Annotated in this window: 8 protein-coding genes; 5 read left to right on the forward strand and 3 right to left on the reverse strand. The window is 71.5% G+C overall.

Going from position 1 to position 15,602, the window contains the following annotated elements:
• Positions 1–189 precede the first annotated feature (189 nt).
• The 4 genes from OG617_RS23775 (at position 190) to OG617_RS23790 (ending at position 4,399) form a co-directional block, all read left to right on the forward strand.
• Positions 190–1,353 carry a DegT/DnrJ/EryC1/StrS family aminotransferase gene (locus OG617_RS23775; RefSeq protein WP_405095190.1) on the forward strand — a complete coding sequence of 388 codons (1,164 nt, stop codon included), beginning with the start codon at positions 190–192 and terminating at the stop codon, positions 1,351–1,353.
• Positions 1,350–2,486, forward strand: coding sequence for a Gfo/Idh/MocA family protein (locus OG617_RS23780; protein WP_405095191.1), 1,137 nt, complete (start codon positions 1,350–1,352; stop codon positions 2,484–2,486). The genes OG617_RS23775 and OG617_RS23780 overlap by 4 nt, the downstream gene beginning before the upstream one ends.
• A 37-nt stretch (positions 2,487–2,523) precedes the next feature.
• Positions 2,524–3,270 carry an HAD-IA family hydrolase gene (locus tag OG617_RS23785; protein ID WP_405095192.1) on the forward strand — a complete coding sequence of 249 codons (747 nt, stop codon included), beginning with the start codon at positions 2,524–2,526 and terminating at the stop codon, positions 3,268–3,270.
• Positions 3,271–3,892: 622 nt separating this feature from the next.
• Positions 3,893–4,399: a nucleotidyltransferase domain-containing protein gene (locus OG617_RS23790; RefSeq protein ID WP_405095193.1), complete on the forward strand. Its 507-nt coding sequence runs from the start codon at positions 3,893–3,895 to the stop codon at positions 4,397–4,399.
• A gap of 394 nt (positions 4,400–4,793) precedes the next feature.
• Here OG617_RS23790 and OG617_RS23795 read toward each other — a convergent pair whose 3' ends face one another.
• Positions 4,794–8,531: a non-ribosomal peptide synthetase gene (locus tag OG617_RS23795; RefSeq protein WP_405095194.1), complete on the reverse strand. Its 3,738-nt coding sequence runs from the start codon at positions 8,529–8,531 to the stop codon at positions 4,794–4,796.
• Between the two features lie 119 nt (positions 8,532–8,650).
• Positions 8,651–12,385, reverse strand: coding sequence for a non-ribosomal peptide synthetase (locus OG617_RS23800; RefSeq protein ID WP_405095195.1), 3,735 nt, complete (start codon positions 12,383–12,385; stop codon positions 8,651–8,653).
• Positions 12,386–13,266: 881 nt separating this feature from the next.
• On the opposite strand from OG617_RS23800, the gene OG617_RS23805 reads away from it, so the two are divergent.
• The gene (locus OG617_RS23805; RefSeq protein ID WP_405095196.1) at positions 13,267–14,433 is read left to right on the forward strand and encodes an ATP-grasp domain-containing protein; all 1,167 of its coding nucleotides are present in this window, start codon (positions 13,267–13,269) and stop codon (positions 14,431–14,433) included.
• A gap of 126 nt (positions 14,434–14,559) precedes the next feature.
• Here OG617_RS23805 and OG617_RS23810 read toward each other — a convergent pair whose 3' ends face one another.
• Entirely contained in the window at positions 14,560–15,600 is a 1,041-nt protein-coding gene (locus OG617_RS23810) for a 3-dehydroquinate synthase family protein (protein WP_405103922.1), read from the reverse strand.
• Between the last annotated feature and the right edge of the window lie 2 nt (positions 15,601–15,602).

Below are 15,602 nucleotides of genomic sequence, written 5' to 3' on the forward strand. Positions count from 1 at the left end.
GCGTCCTGCCGGGTCGGTTAGCGTCCACCGCGAGCCGATGACGCTGCCCGCTCCACGGCGGCGTCCCCGCTCGACCGGCCGACCGGCGCAGGCCCGCCGAGGCGGGCGAGCCCGGGTCCGCGGGATGCGCGAAGCCGCCGCGGGACGGTTGGGAACCGCTGGTCCTCCTGGATTGGGAAGTGGGAAGTCATGAGTGGTCAGCCGTCGACGGTGCCGGAGTTCCCCGAGTGGCCGCAGTTCGGTGACGAGGAACGAGCCGGCCTGATCCGCGCCCTGGAACAGGGTCAGTGGTGGCGGATGGGCGGGAGCGAGGTCGACACCTTCGAGGCGGAGTTCGGCGCGTACCACGGCACGCCGCACGCGCTCGCCGTCACCAACGGCACCCACGCCCTGGAGGTCGCCCTGGAGGTGCTCGGCGTCAAGGCCGGCACCGAGGTGATCGTCCCCGCCTTCACCTTCATCTCGTCGTCGCTCGCCGCGCAGCGCCTCGGCGCGGTCGCCGTGCCGGTCGACGTCGACCTGGACACCTACTGCGTCGACCCGGCCGCCGTCGCCGCCGCGATCACCGACCGCACCAGGGTCATCATGCCGGTCCACATGGCCGGCCAGTTCGCAGACATGGACGCGCTCGACAAGGTCGCCGCCGACGCCGGGGTGGCGCTGCTCCAGGACGCCGCACACGCCCACGGCGCCCAGTGGCAGGGCAACCGGGCCGGCGCGCTCGGCTCGGTGGCCGCGTTCAGCTTCCAGAACGGCAAGCTGATGACCGCCGGTGAGGGCGGCGCGGTGCTCTTCCCCGACGAGGAGACCCGCGAGCGGGCCTTCCTCGTGCACAGCTGCGGCCGACCCCGCACCGACCGGGACTACCTGCACCGCACCACCGGCTCCAACTACCGGATGAGCGAGTTCACCGCCGCCGTGCTGCGCGCCCAGCTCGCCCGCCTCGACGGCCAGATCGAGGTACGCGAGCAGCGCTGGCCGCTGCTGGCCAGCCTGCTCGCCGAGATCCCCGGCGTGGTGCCGCAGGGCATCGACCCGCGCACCGACCGCAACCCGCACTACATGGCCATGTTCCGGATCCCGGGGATCACCCTGGAGCGCCGCCGCGCCGTGGTCGACGCGCTCATCGCCCGGGGCGTCCCGGCGTTCGTGGCGTTCCGGGCCATCTACCGGTGCGAGGGCTTCTGGGAGGCCGGCGCCCCCGACGAGACCATCGAGGCGATCGCCGCCCGCTGCCCCAACGTCGAGCAGATCCACTCCGACTGCGTCTGGCTGCACCACCGCACCCTGCTCGGCACCGAGCAGCAGATGCACGACATCGCCGCCGTGCTGGCCGACATCCTCGCCGAATGACCGGCCTGCCCCCGGCCGCCGCGCCCGACCGTCCGGTCCGGGTCGCGGTGGCCGGCCTCGGGTGGGCCGGACGGGAGATCTGGCTGCCCCGGCTCGCCGCGCACCCGGCCCTCGAGGTGACCGCCCTGGTCGACCCGCAGCCGGCCCTCCGCGACCGGGCCCGCGACACCCACGGGGTGCCCTTCGCGTACGCCGACGTCGACGACCTGCCCGCAGGTGCGGTCGACCTGGTGGTGGTGGCCGTCCCCAACCACCTGCACGCGACCGTCGCCGCCCGGCTGCTGCGCCGGGGCGTACCGGTGTTCCTGGAGAAGCCGGTCTGCCTCACCTCCGCCGAGGCGGAGCTGCTCGCCGACGCGGAGCGTGCCGGCGGCGCGGTGCTGCTGGCCGGCAGCGCCGCCCGGTGGCGGGCCGACGTCCGGGCGCTGGCGGAGGCGGCCGGCGGGCTGGGCCCCGTCCGGCACGTCGACGTGGCCTGGGTCCGCGCCCGGGGGGTGCCCGACGCGGGCGGCTGGTTCACCCGCCGCGACCTCTCCGGCGGCGGCGCGCTGGTCGACCTCGGCTGGCACCTGCTCGACACCGTCCTGCCGATGCTTGGCCCGGACACCCGAGTCAGCCACGCCATCGGCAGCGTCTCCGACGACTTCGTCAACGACAGCGCCGCGCACGCCGCATGGCGCAGCGAGGCCGGGACCGGCGACCGGTCCCGCGGCGACGTCGAGGACACCGCCCGGGGGTTCCTGCTCACCGACGGCGGCGCCTCGGTCGCCCTGCACGCCTGCTGGGCGTCGCACGAGGCCCTCGACCGCACCACCATCACCGTGCAGGGCTCCGCCGGGTCGGCCACCCTGCGCTGCACGTTCGGGTTCAGCCCGAACCGGGAGCCCACGGCGGCGCTCACCCGCACCCGCGACGGCGAGACCGTCCCGCTGCCGCTGCCCGCCGAACCGATCGGCACCGAGTACGACCGCCAGCTCGACGCGCTGCCCGGGCTGCTCGCCGACCCGGCCAGCCGGGGAGCGGCCGCCGCCGAGGCACGCCGGACCATCGACATCATCGAACGGATCTACCGCTCCGCCCGGCACACCGAGCCGGAGCGGGAGCACGCGCTGGCGGGCCATCGCGACCGGTGAGAACCACCGGCGACCTCACTCGCTCCGGGGAGCAGCCATGAGCCAACCACCGTCCATCGTCGACGTGACCCTCCCGGCCGTCGAGGTGACCCTCCCGGCACCCGGCCGGGGCCCGATCCGCGCGGTCGTGTTCGACCTCGACGGCGTCATCGTCGACAGCTCGGCCGTCATGCGCGAGGCGTTCAGCATCGCGTACGCGGAGGTGGTGGGCGACGGGCCGGCGCCGTTCGAGGAGTACAACCGGCACATGGGCCGGTACTTCCCGGACATCATGCGGCTGATGGGGCTGCCGCTGGAGATGGAGGAGCCGTTCGTCCGGGAGAGCTACCGGATGGCCCACCTGGTGCCGCTGTTCCCCGGCGTCCGGGAGACCCTGGAGGAGTTGCACACCCGGGGCATCCGGATGGCCATCGCCACCGGCAAGAGCGGCCCCCGGGCCCGTTCGCTGCTCGACACCCTTGGCGTGCTGGGCCTGTTCGACCAGGTGATCGGCTCCGACGAGGTGGCCCGCCCGAAGCCCGCCCCGGACATCGTGCTCCAGGCGCTCGGCCACCTCGACGTGCCACCCGCCCAGGCCATGATGGTCGGCGACGCGGTCATCGACCTGCTCAGCGGCCGGGACGCCGGAGCCACCACGGTCGCCACCACCTGGCACGGCGGCGACATCGCCGCCCTGCTCGCCGCCGGACCGGACGTGGTCGCGCACGCCCCGACCGACCTGCTGGCACACTGCCCGGCGCGGCCCTCGTCCCCTGAGCAGGCCGGCACGGCGCTCGTCTCCTGACCCGGCCGGTTCGGCGCTCATCCATGGATGCTCCCGGTCGGCTCATCCGTAGCTGGTGCCGCGTCTTTGAAGGTTGATCGTGTAATCCGTCGGTTCTGAGAAGGTGTCGGGCAGGCCGTCTCCTAACACAGGTGGGAGGTGGTGCTGGCGGATGGACGCCTGGAGGTGTTCGTCCGGCAGGTGTCGATGGTCGAGGGGCAGCGGTTGCAGCGAATCGATCGGACTACGAAGGACCCGTTCAAGACCAGGGCCATTGCGTTGTCGCGGGTGCGGTCCCTGGTCGGCCCGGGGACCGTGGCCGGGGCGGAGCTGTGGGCGGGGCGGTCGATGTCGTGGCGCGGTGCCTTTGGAGCTGAGTCGTTTACGTCATCACCGCCGGTCGGGCCACCGCCGTCGCGTCACCCACCGCCCCGTCGGGTCGTCGCTTGCGGTCGCCGAGCGCGCCGAGGGTGGCTGATGTCGTATCCGACTCAGCTCCATAGGCACCGGGAGGCACACCCGCCGTGGAGCGGCACCCACGCCAGGAACCCCCAGACATCGGTCTGCTGTGGACTGGCCGCTTCGGCGGCGGAACGACGACGGCGAACAGCCATGGGGAAGGGGTGGAATGGGTCGGTACGTCATGACGGCTGAGGACGCGGTCGCGCTGCTCGGTCGGCTCAGCGATCACCAGGTGGATGTGTGCGTTGGGGGCGGCTGGGGCGTGGACGCCTTGCTGAAGGACCAGACGCGGGAGCATTCCGACCTCGACGTGTGGGCACCGGCCGCGCAGCTTGAGCGGCTGTTCGTCGCGTTGGCGAAGGGCGGCGTCGATCGCGTCCTTCCCTGGCCGGACGATCGGCCGTGGAACTTCGTTCTGCATGACGGGGGCCGGCTGCGGGTGGACCTGCACCTCTATGAGCCGCTTCCGGAAGGGGCGCTGCACTACGGATCCGCGGTTGACGGCGTGGTCTTCCCGGCCGAGGCCCTTGCCGGCGACGGACTGATCGCGGGGAGGGCGGTGCGGTGTGAGGCTGCTGAGTGGGCGGTGCGCTGGCACACGGGATATCCGCCACGGGCTGTGGATCGTCACGACGTGCCGTTGCTCTGCGAGCGGTTCGGGATCGACCTGCCGGGGGCCTTCGGCTGACGCATCCAGCTACAGCCGGAAGCGAGTAGGTGTAGAGGCCAGGCGGGGACGGCGTGGGTCCGCACCTCGTTGGCGGAGTCGGGCGCTGTCTTCGGCGCGGATCGTTACGCTCCTGAATCTGGTCGATGTACCGTCCGTGGTGGCGGTCCGCCGGGTGGAGGCGGCCACCGTCCCGACCGGACCGCGCCTGCCGAGATCCGGTGCCGGCCGCTGGCGCGTACGGTGATCGCCGACGTGGCGCGCGGCGGACCGATGCCGGCCGGCGTGGCGCACCTGGCGACGGCGGTCGGGCTGACCCGGTGAGCGCGCCCTTCCGCTCCCCGGCCCAGATCCGCGACCGGCCCGCCAACGTCGGCGTGACGATGGCGGGCCGGGGCGGCGTTCGACAGGGCTTTCAGTGCGCCTGGTCGAGGCCCTCGGGGCCGGCTTCGAGGAAGCGCAGCATGTCGACCGCCAGCATCTCGGCGACGGAGGCCGGGACCAGGTCGGTGCGGACGGTGACGCGCAGGAGGGTGTCCCCGTTGCCGGGGAGCACCTCGGCGAGGCAGGCGCCCGACCACTCCCGGGCGTACGGCTCGACGACCTCCTCGGTCCGGCAGCCGGGCAGCTCCAGCGGCAGGACGACGTTGTCCTGGTAGGCGAAGGAGTGCATGCTGTTGGCCACCTCGCGGGACATGTCGAGGGCCGGGTCGGTGGTCATCTCCAGGAAGGCGACGTCCTGGGCGGCCATCAGCTCGTCGACGCTCCGCTGGACGGCCCGGATCAGGTTCTTCTCCGGCCCGTCGAACCGGACCCGGAGGCAGTTGGAGCTGATCCGGCTCGTGAAGGTGGAGTCGAGGACCCGGCTGCCGCGCTGGGCGACGATCATCAGCATGGCGATGTCGTCCTGCTGGTGGATGGTGCGCAGCGCGGAGGCGTAGGCGGCGGCGAAGTAGGTGGAGCGGCTGAACCGTTGTTCGCGGGCTGCGCGGTCCCAGCGTTCCATCACGTCGGGGGTGACGGTGACGGTGTGTCCGGCCTTGGGCCCCCAGGCCGGGGTCTCCACCAGCAGTTCCTGGGGCCGGCCCTCGCCCTGGCGGGAGAGCCCGCGCAGTTGCTCGCGCCAGTAGGCCCGCTGGGCGTCGAGGTCGGCGGCGTCCCGCAGGCGGGTGTGCTCGTCGTAGAACTGGCGCAGGGTGGGTGCGGGCCGGTCCCATTCCGGGGCCTTGCCGGCCAACCTGGTCGTGTAGGCGTGGCTGAGGTCGCGGACGAGGAGGGCGTGTGACCAGCCGTCGAAGGCGATGTGGTGGATGCCGATGCCGAAGAGGATGCGGCCGGTGGTCTTTTCGCGGGTGAGGGCGGCGCGCCAGTTGCGGCCCTGGGTGTAGTCGAGGGGTTGTTGTAGTGCTTCGGTGAGTTGGTCGAGGGCGTCCTGTTCGGTGGTGGTGTCGGTGAGTAGCCGTAGTTGGGGCATGCCGGGGTTCGGGGGGATGAGGGCGACGGGGGGGTCTGCGCGTCGATAGCGGGCGTGCAGTGCTTCGTGTCGTTTGTGCACGTCGGCGAGGGCGGTCATCAGGGCGCGGGGGTCCAGCTCACCCTCGACCCACCAGGTGGTCGGGCAGACCAGGTCGATGGGGAGCCAGACGAACTTGCCGACCGACAGGGGCAGCGGGACGGGCTTGGCCGGGCCGGGGCGTCCCGTGACGGGCGGCTCTGGTTCGACGCTGGGGCGGCGGGGTGCGGTGGTGAGCCATTGGGCGAGTCGGTGTGGGGTGGGGGTGCGGTGGATCTGGGAGACGGGGACGACGACGTTGGTGGCTTCGTCGATGGCGGTGGCGACGGCGGCCGACTGCAACGAGGTGCAGCCGAGGTGGAAGAGGTTGTCTTGGGTGCCGACTTGGTCGAGGCCGAGGATGGTGGCGTAGACGCTCGTGATGAGGCGTTCTTCGTCCGTCTCCGGTGCCACGTATTCGTTGTCGAGGTCGGGGCGTTGTGTGTCGGGTTCGGGTAGTGCCCGCCGGTCGATTTTGCCGGTGCCGCCGGTGGGGAATCGGTCGAGGACCATGATGACGGCGGGGATCATGTAGGTGGGCAGTGTGGTGGCGGCGTGTTCTCGTAGTTCGTTCACGGTCGGGGTTCGGTTGTCGCGGCCGGTGACGTAGCCGATGAGGCGGGCGACGCCTCGGTCTTCGCGGCGGATGACTACGGCGGTGTTGACGTGGGGGTGTTGTTCGAGGACGGCTTCGATTTCGCCGAGTTCGATGCGGATGCCGTTGACTTTGACCTGGTGGTCCATGCGGGCGAGGATTTCGAGTGCTCCGGTGGCGTTCCACCGTCCGAGGTCGCCGGTGCGGTAGGCGGTGCCGCCGCCGTGGGGGTCGGTGATGAATCGTTGCGTGGTGAGTTCGGGGCGGTTGAGGTAGTTGTCGGCGACGCCGGCTCCGGTGATGAGGATTTCGCCGGGGACACCCATGGGGACGAGGTTGAGTCGGGTGTCGACGACGCGGATCTGCCGGTTGGGCATGGGCCAGCCGATTGGTACGTATGCGCCTGCCCAGCCGGCTTTGGCGTCGAACCAGGTGCAGGCGACGGAGGCCTCTGCCGGCCCGTAGGCGTTGATGAGGCGGGTGCCGGTGGCCATCCACCGTTGGGCCATGCGGGGTGGGATGGGTTCTCCGGCCAGGGTCACGCACGACATGCTCGGGCAGTCGGCCGGGTCGACCGCCGCCAGGTTCGTCGGTGGGCAGAAGGCGTGGGTGGTTTGCTCCTTCGCGATCAGGTCCGTCAACCGGCGGGGGTCGAGGAGGTCGTCGCGGGAGCAGACGACGACGCGGGCGCCGGAGGTGAGGGCGGTGTAGATCTCGCCGAGGGCGACGTCGAAGACGGGGGCGCAGCAGTGCAGCATCCGGCTGTCGGGGCCGACGGCGCATTCGTCGCGCATCCAGGTGAGGAAGTTCGTCAGCTTGTCGTGCGACAGCGCGACGCCTTTCGGGGTGCCGGTGGATCCTGACGTGTAGATGACGAATGCTGCCGCCGTGGGGTCCACGGTTGGTAGGTCGACGGTTTCGGCCGCCTCCACGGCAGGCCAGTCGTGGTCCAGGGCGACGACTCGTACCCCGTTGGGGGCGGGGATTCGGGGGGCGACCTCACCGACGGTGAGTACGACTTGGGCGCCGTGGTCGGTCAGGAGCATCCGCATCCGCTCTGCGGGCCATGACACGTCCATCGGCGTGTACGCCGCCCCCGCCCGTAGCACGGCCAGGGTCGCGATCAGGGTCCACAGGCTGCGGTCCAACGCCAACGACACCACGTCCCCGACACCGACACCGGCCGACCGAAGGAACCCGGCCAACGCCCCCGACCGGCGGGCCAACTCCCCGTACGTCAACACCTCACCATCGGCGACACCCGCCACCGCGTCCGGCGTCCGGCGTGCCCACTCCAGCACCAGATCGTGAATCGGCCCGTCCGGCACCGCGCGCACCGGACCCCGACCCCACGCCAACAGCCGATCCCGCTCCACCTCATCCACCAACGGCAACCCCGACAGGGGAACCTCCGGCTCCCGCACACCCGCCCCGGCCAACAACACGACCTGATCCACCAGGCCCCGCACCCACTGCGCCGAGAACCCCTCCGCCGCATAGTCCACCCGCACCCCGGACCCGTCCGAGGCCACACTCGCCACCAGGTCGACATCCACCAGGCCCGGCCCCGCGTCATCCACCGGGCCGTCGACCAACCCCACCACCACCGGACCCACCACACCCGCACCCGCCACACCCGCACCCGCACCCGCACCCGCCACCGGCGCGGCCCACGCCACACCGACCCGCCCGACCAGCTCCCCGAAACCCGGATCATCCGCAACGTCCACCCGTACCAACCCGCCACCCGAGGACAGGCCCAGCGCCACCTCCTCCTGACCGGTGTACCGGGCCAACACCCCGACCAGACCCGCCAACACCACCACCCCAGCAGGCTCCGAACCCACCAGGTCGGGCAGCTCCACCGTCCGCACCACCGACGCCGCCCGCGCCGGCCACACCAACGGCCGCCGCAGGTCGCCCATCAGATCGAGGACCTCGAAGTCGGCACCAGGCCCGGCGACACCCGCGGCCTGGGCCTGACCACCAACGAACCCGACAGACATGGGCCAACCTCCGAATCAGGACCGGCGTCACCTGCATGGGTACGGCCGGGTCAGGAAATCCAGGAACTCCGTGGGCGCGGCCGTCCGCGTCCACGGCATGAGGGGTACGGGGTGAACGTTCAGCCAGCGGTGTGGGCCGGCGCGGGTCCGGCTTGAAGGAAGCGCAGCATGTGTCCGTTCAGCTCCTCGGCGAAGCTGTACGGCAGGTAGTCGGTGCGGATGGTGACGCGCAGCAGGGCGTGGTCGGCGCGGGGCAGCACCTCGACCGTGAGCCCGTTGGGCACCTCCCGGGCGTACGGCTCGACGATCTCCTCGGTCCGGCAGCCGGGCAGCTCCAGCGGGAGGACGACGTTGTCCTGGTAGACGAAGGTGGGCAGGCTGGCGACGACCTCGCTGGAGATTCCGGCCGCGGGGTCGTTGGCGGTCTCCGCGAAGGGGACGTCCTGGGCCCGCATGAGGTCGCTGATCGTCTCGTGGACCCGGCGGACGAGGCTGCCGTCCTCCGGCTCGTCGAACCGGACCCGGACGCAGTTGAGGTTGAGCCTGGTGGTGAAGGCGGAGTCGAGGACGCGGCTGCCCCGCTTCGCGACCACCATCAGCAGGCCGATGTCGTCCTGCTGGTTGACGGCGCGCAGCGCGGCGGCGAACGCGGCGGCGAAGTAGGTGGAGCGGCTGAACCGTTGTTCGCGGGCTGCGCGGTCCCAGCGTTCCATCACGTCGGGGGTGACGGTGACGGTGTGCCCGGCCTTGGGCCCCCAGGCCAGCGCCTGTTCCAGCGAGGCGCCGGCCGGGGGCTCGCCCTGGCGGGGCAGCCCGCGCAACTGCTCGCGCCAGTACGCGGCCTGCGCCCCCAGGTCGGCGGCGTCGCGCAGGCGGGTGAATTCGTCGTACGCCTGCCGCAGGGTGGGTGCGGGCCGGTCCCATTCCGGGGCCTTGCCGGCCAGCCTGGTCGTGTAGGCGTGGCTGAGGTCGCGGACGAGGAGGGCGTGTGACCAGCCGTCGAAGGCGATGTGGTGGATGCCGATGCCGAAGAGGATGCGGCCGGTGGTCTTTTCGCGGGTGAGGGCGGCGCGCCAGTTGCGGCCCTGGGTGTAGTCGAGGGGTTGTTGTAGTGCTTCGGTGAGTTGGTCGAGGGCGTCCTGTTCGGTGGTGGTGTCGGTGAGTAGCCGTAGTTGGGGCATGCCGGGGTTCGGGGGGATGAGGGCGACGGGGGGGTCTGCGCGTCGATAGCGGGCGTGCAGTGCTTCGTGTCGTTTGTGCACGTCGGCGAGGGCGGTCATCAGGGCGCGGGGGTCCAGCTCACCCTCGACCCACCAGGTGATCGGATTGACGACCTCCAGGGGCGACATCAGGCACTTCGCCACCTGCTGCGCGAGCGGTACCGGCCCGGGGCGCTGGCGGGCCTGCCCGGCGGCCGGGCCGGTGTCAGCCCGGCGGGGTGCGGTGGTGAGCCATTGGGCGAGTCGGTGTGGGGTGGGGGTGCGGTGGATCTGGGAGACGGGGACGACGACGTTGGTGGCTTCGTCGATGGCGGTGGCGACGGCGGCCGACTGCAACGAGGTGCAGCCGAGGTGGAAGAGGTTGTCTTGGGTGCCGACTTGGTCGAGGCCGAGGATGGTGGCGTAGACGCTCGTGATGAGGCGTTCTTCGTCCGTCTCCGGTGCCACGTATTCGTTGTCGAGGTCGGGGCGTTGTGTGTCGGGTTCGGGTAGTGCCCGCCGGTCGATTTTGCCGGTGCCGCCGGTGGGGAATCGGTCGAGGACCATGATGACGGCGGGGATCATGTAGGTGGGCAGTGTGGTGGCGGCGTGTTCTCGTAGTTCGTTCACGGTCGGGGTTCGGTTGTCGCGGCCGGTGACGTAGCCGATGAGGCGGGCGACGCCTCGGTCTTCGCGGCGGATGACTACGGCGGTGTTGACGTGGGGGTGTTGTTCGAGGACGGCTTCGATTTCGCCGAGTTCGATGCGGATGCCGTTGACTTTGACCTGGTGGTCCATGCGGGCGAGGATTTCGAGTGCTCCGGTGGCGTTCCACCGTCCGAGGTCGCCGGTGCGGTAGGCGGTGCCGCCGCCGTGGGGGTCGGTGATGAATCGTTGCGTGGTGAGTTCGGGGCGGTTGAGGTAGTTGTCGGCGACGCCGGCTCCGGTGATGAGGATTTCGCCGGGGACACCCATGGGGACGAGGTTGAGTCGGGTGTCGACGACGCGGATCTGCCGGTTGGGCATGGGCCAGCCGATTGGTACGTATGCGCCTGCCCAGCCGGCTTTGGCGTCGAACCAGGTGCAGGCGACGGAGGCCTCTGCCGGCCCGTAGGCGTTGATGAGGCGGGTGCCGGTGGCCATCCACCGTTGGGCCATGCGGGGTGGGATGGGTTCTCCGGCCAGGGTCACGCACGACATGCTCGGGCAGTCGGCCGGGTCGACCGCCGCCAGGTTCGTCGGTGGGCAGAAGGCGTGGGTGGTTTGCTCCTTCGCGATCAGGTCCGTCAACCGGCGGGGGTCGAGGAGGTCGTCGCGGGAGCAGACGACGACGCGGGCGCCGGAGGTGAGGGCGGTGTAGATCTCGCCGAGGGCGACGTCGAAGACGGGGGCGCAGCAGTGCAGCATCCGGCTGTCGGGGCCGACGGCGCATTCGTCGCGCATCCAGGTGAGGAAGTTCGTCAGCTTGTCGTGCGACAGCGCGACGCCTTTCGGGGTGCCGGTGGATCCTGACGTGTAGATGACGAATGCTGCCGCCGTGGGGTCCACGGTTGGTAGGTCGACGGTTTCGGCCGCCTCCACGGCAGGCCAGTCGTGGTCCAGGGCGACGACTCGTACCCCGTTGGGGGCGGGGATTCGGGGGGCGACCTCACCGACGGTGAGTACGACTTGGGCGCCGTGGTCGGTCAGGAGCATCCGCATCCGCTCTGCGGGCCATGACACGTCCATCGGCGTGTACGCCGCCCCCGCCCGTAGCACGGCCAGGGTCGCGATCAGGGTCCACAGGCTGCGGTCCAACGCCAACGACACCACGTCCCCGACACCGACACCGGCCGACCGAAGGAACCCGGCCAACGCCCCCGACCGGCGGGCCAACTCCCCGTACGTCAACACCTCACCATCGGCGACACCCGCCACCGCGTCCGGCGTCCGGCGTGCCCACTCCAGCACCAGATCGTGAATCGGCCCGTCCGGCACCGCGCGCACCGGACCCCGACCCCACGCCAACAGCCGATCCCGCTCCACCTCATCCACCAACGGCAACCCCGACAGGGGAACCTCCGGCTCCCGCACACCCGCCCCGGCCAACAACACGACCTGATCCACCAGGCCCCGCACCCACTGCGCCGAGAACCCCTCCGCCGCATAGTCCACCCGCACCCCGGACCCGTCCGAGGCCACACTCGCCACCAGGTCGACATCCACCAGGCCCGGCCCCGCGTCATCCACCGGGCCGTCGACCAACCCCACCACCACCGGACCCACCACACCCGCACCCGCCACACCCGCACCCGCACCCGCACCCGCCACCGGCGCGGCCCACGCCACACCGACCCGCCCGACCAGCTCCCCGAAACCCGGATCATCCGCAACGTCCACCCGTACCAACCCGCCACCCGAGGACAGGCCCAGCGCCACCTCCTCCTGACCGGTGTACCGGGCCAACACCCCGACCAGACCCGCCAACACCACCACCCCAGCAGGCTCCGAACCCACCAGGTCGGGCAGCTCCACCGTCCGCACCACCGACGCCGCCCGCGCCGGCCACACCAACGGCCGCCGCAGGTCGCCCATCAGATCGAGGACCTCGAAGTCGGCACCAGGCCCGGCGACACCCGCGGCCTGGGCCTGACCACCAACGAACCCGACAGACATGATCAATCTCCGATCGAAAGGGGTGACCGGGAGGCGCGTGGCCGGAACGGCCGGTCAGCCGATGTGCCGTACGGCGGGCGGCGGGGTGTGGCGCGGTGGATGCCGCGCGGCGTGGAGCGCCGCCGCCATCCGCCTGGCGCCTCTTCGCCGCAGGCCCCGTGGTGTCGGCGGCGGCCCGGGGGACGGGCGGGCGGCCGTGCACTGCTGCCCGGCCGTCGCGGCGGATGTGCCGATGCGCCGTCGGCCCGGTGCCGTTCCCGCGGTCGAGCACCGGTGGGGCCGGTTCGCGTACGGCTGCGGGGTGGCTCGGCGGGACGGTGGGTTCGCGCCCGTCCCAGTTGGTGGGTGTCCGACTCGACCACCGGCACCTCCCGTTCCACCCGAGGCACCGCGCACCCACGTGCGTCCCCGCTCCGCTGCGGTGGAAGGAACGACGACCCGACGGGGCCCGACCCTACGAAGCCCGGCGGAGTGGCGTACACCCCTAGATCCACACGCCGGTCCTCTAGGGGTCGGTGGCGGACGGGGCAATTCTTCAGTCGGTGAATGTGCAAAGTAAACTGCATACGCACCCCCGATCCGAATTCGACGATTACGCAGTCGGTGACTGGTCAATCACACACTGGCTGTTGGTGTGCGCCGCGCCAATGCAGCCCTGACCACAAGCCAGCAGCAATCTGGCCGGTCCAGCCTGGAATCGTTCTGGCCCCGGCGCACGTGGCACGTCCGACTATCGCGCCAAGCGGCCCCTCATCAGAGGCCGTCGGCCCACGGTCTCCGCTGATCGTGGCGGCGGGTTCCCAGGCTTCGTACCATCCCCGAGGCCCCTTTTGCGGGCCGGCATGTCAGGAGATCCAATGGATGCGCCTATCCAGGTACAGGTGTTCGCTCACGACGGGGTGGTCCTGGCCCGGCCACCAAGCCCGGTGACGACCGCCGGTAGCCGCTATCTGGCCGGCGCGGGCGCCGGCCTGAACAACGGGCTGGACATGATCACTGGCCTTCACCTCACCCTTCCGCACCAGGCGGCGGCCATCGCCAGCAGTGGCGCCTGTGCGGACAAGTCGCTGCGGCTGCTCAGCCGGAGCGGCCTCAAGACCCCGAGTGACCTGCGTGAATTCCGCAACGCCGAGCAGGCGGTGCAGCTCGCCCGGGAGGCCGCCGAGCGGGGTGAGCTGCTGGAGTTCCAGTTCGCCCCGCACGACCCGCAGCTGCGGGCCGCGTCGGCCCGGGTCTCGCCGGACCTGCTGGCCCGGCTCAACAACAAGACCGTCCTGGAGACCCTCGTCGCATCGGAGTACCTGCCCCGCAGGCAGGTCGCCACCCCGGCGGAGGTGCGCCGGATCGTGCAGCAGGACCGCCGGCCGGCGGTCATCAAACCGGCCGGTGCCGAGGTGTACAGCGGGATCGCGATCTTCACCAGACGGCTGCGGGAACGGCTCAACCGGTCACTGTTCAACCAACTGGAGCAGGTGAGTGATCAGTGGATCGTCGAGGAGGAGGTTCCCTTCCGGACGGTCTGGGGACTCCAGTTCGGCGTCACCGAGAGCGGATCGGTGGAATACTTCGGTGCGTCCGTGCACCTGCCGCAGCCCAATTCGACGTGGGTCGGTTGTGTGATGGACGATGACCAACCGCCGGCGGAGCTGGTCGAAGCGCTGACCATAGGGGTCCGAAAGGCCAGTGCTCTCGGGTACCGGGGGTACTGCTCGTTCGACGCAGGGATCGGCCGGAACGACGAACTGCGGATCATCGACCCGAACTTTCGGGTCAGCGGAGCCACCTCGTCGTTGCTGCACCGCAGCTCGCTGCTGGGCCAGCACCCGTGCGCCATGACGACGTTCTTCTCTCTCGCGCCCGGTGTCGACGCCGAGCCGATCCTCGCCCCGTTCATCGATCGTGGGCAGCTCGCCGTGTTCATGCACTACGACCCGGCGGAGACGGACAACGGTCCCCATCCCGCGACCATCATCGGCATGGTCGGCGCCGCGGACCGGTACGCCTGCGGCGTGCTGATTGCCCAGGTCCAGCGAGCGCTGGGTGCCTGACGGATTGCCCCCGCCCCGGGCCGCGCTGGCGGCCCGGGGCGGGGGCGTGTGCCTTCGGGTGTGTTTGTTGCTGCCCGGGCGATAACAAACGCACCCCAAGGCGGGGACAGAAAGGGCCGGCCTGCGCTACATGCCGGCAAGGGCGGCGCGGACGGCCGGTTCCGGTACGTCGGCGACCAGGTCGGGGCCGGCCGGGCCGTCCAGGACGAAGGACAGGCCGGCGGTGGCCTTCTTGTCCCGCCGCATCAGCGCGATCAGCTCGTCGTGGTCGACCCCGGCCGGCAGCGCGGTGTCGAGGCCGTAGCCGGCCACCACGTCGTGGTGCTCGGCCACCCGGTCGGCCCCGATCCGGCCGAGGACGCCGGCCAGCCGGCCCGCGAAGACCGTGCCGACGCCCACCGCCTCGCCGTGCCGCAGCGCGAAGTCGGTGGCCCGCTCCAGCGCGTGCCCGAGGGTGTGGCCGTAGTTGAGGATGTGCCGCAGCCCGGCGTCGCGCTCGTCGGCGGCCACCACCCGGGCCTTCAGCGCCACGCAGGCGACGATCTGCTCGGCCACCGGCCGGTCGCGCAGATCGCCCGCGCCGATGAAGTGGGCCCGGGCGATCTCGCCGTAGCCGTTGCGTCGCTCCCGCTCCGGCAGCGTCGTCAGGTGCTCGGTGTCGCAGAGCACGGCGCGCGGCTGCCAGTACACCCCGACCAGGTTCTTGCCCTCGGGCAGGTTCACCGCCGTCTTCCCGCCGACGCTGGCATCGACCTGGGCGAGCAGCGAGGTCGGCAGGTGGATCACCGCGATCCCCCGGTGGTAGAGGCCGGCGGCCAGCCCGACCACGTCCGTGGTGGTGCCGCCGCCGCAGGAGACCACCGCGTCGGCACGGGTCAGCCCGAACTCGGCGAACGCCCGGCAGAGCTGCTCCACCGTGGCCAGGTTCTTGTCGTGCTCGCCGTCACGGGCCGGCACCACGCGGTGCGGCACGCCCGGGTCGGGCGTCCACTGTGCCGGCCGGGCCGAGACCACCACGACCCGCCGCGCGCCGATCCGCGCCACCTCCGCCGGCAGCCGGTGGCGCACCCCGGGGCCGATCAGCACCGGGTACGCGCGTTCGCCGAGCGGCACGTCGATCCGGGCCGGCGCGTCGGGAGCGGGACGGTCGGTGTGGGTCGGGCGCATGC

It is taken from the genome of Micromonospora sp. NBC_01412 (assembly GCF_045040215.1).
GTDB lineage: Bacteria > Actinomycetota > Actinomycetes > Mycobacteriales > Micromonosporaceae > Micromonospora > Micromonospora rubida.

What these genes read in the sequence shown, in the direction of transcription:
- OG617_RS23775 (WP_405095190.1), top strand. Translation starts at nt 190, where the DNA reads ATGAGTGGTCAGCCGTCGACGGTGCCGGAGTTCCCCGAGTGGCCGCAG.
- OG617_RS23795 (WP_405095194.1), bottom strand. Translation starts at nt 8,531, where the DNA reads ATGTCTGTCGGGTTCGTTGGTGGTCAGGCCCAGGCCGCGGGTGTCGCC.
- OG617_RS23810 (WP_405103922.1), bottom strand. Translation starts at nt 15,600, where the DNA reads ATGCGCCCGACCCACACCGACCGTCCCGCTCCCGACGCGCCGGCCCGG.
- OG617_RS23780 (WP_405095191.1), top strand. Translation starts at nt 1,350, where the DNA reads ATGACCGGCCTGCCCCCGGCCGCCGCGCCCGACCGTCCGGTCCGGGTC.
- OG617_RS23785 (WP_405095192.1), top strand. Translation starts at nt 2,524, where the DNA reads ATGAGCCAACCACCGTCCATCGTCGACGTGACCCTCCCGGCCGTCGAG.
- OG617_RS23800 (WP_405095195.1), bottom strand. Translation starts at nt 12,385, where the DNA reads ATGTCTGTCGGGTTCGTTGGTGGTCAGGCCCAGGCCGCGGGTGTCGCC.
- OG617_RS23790 (WP_405095193.1), top strand. Translation starts at nt 3,893, where the DNA reads ATGACGGCTGAGGACGCGGTCGCGCTGCTCGGTCGGCTCAGCGATCAC.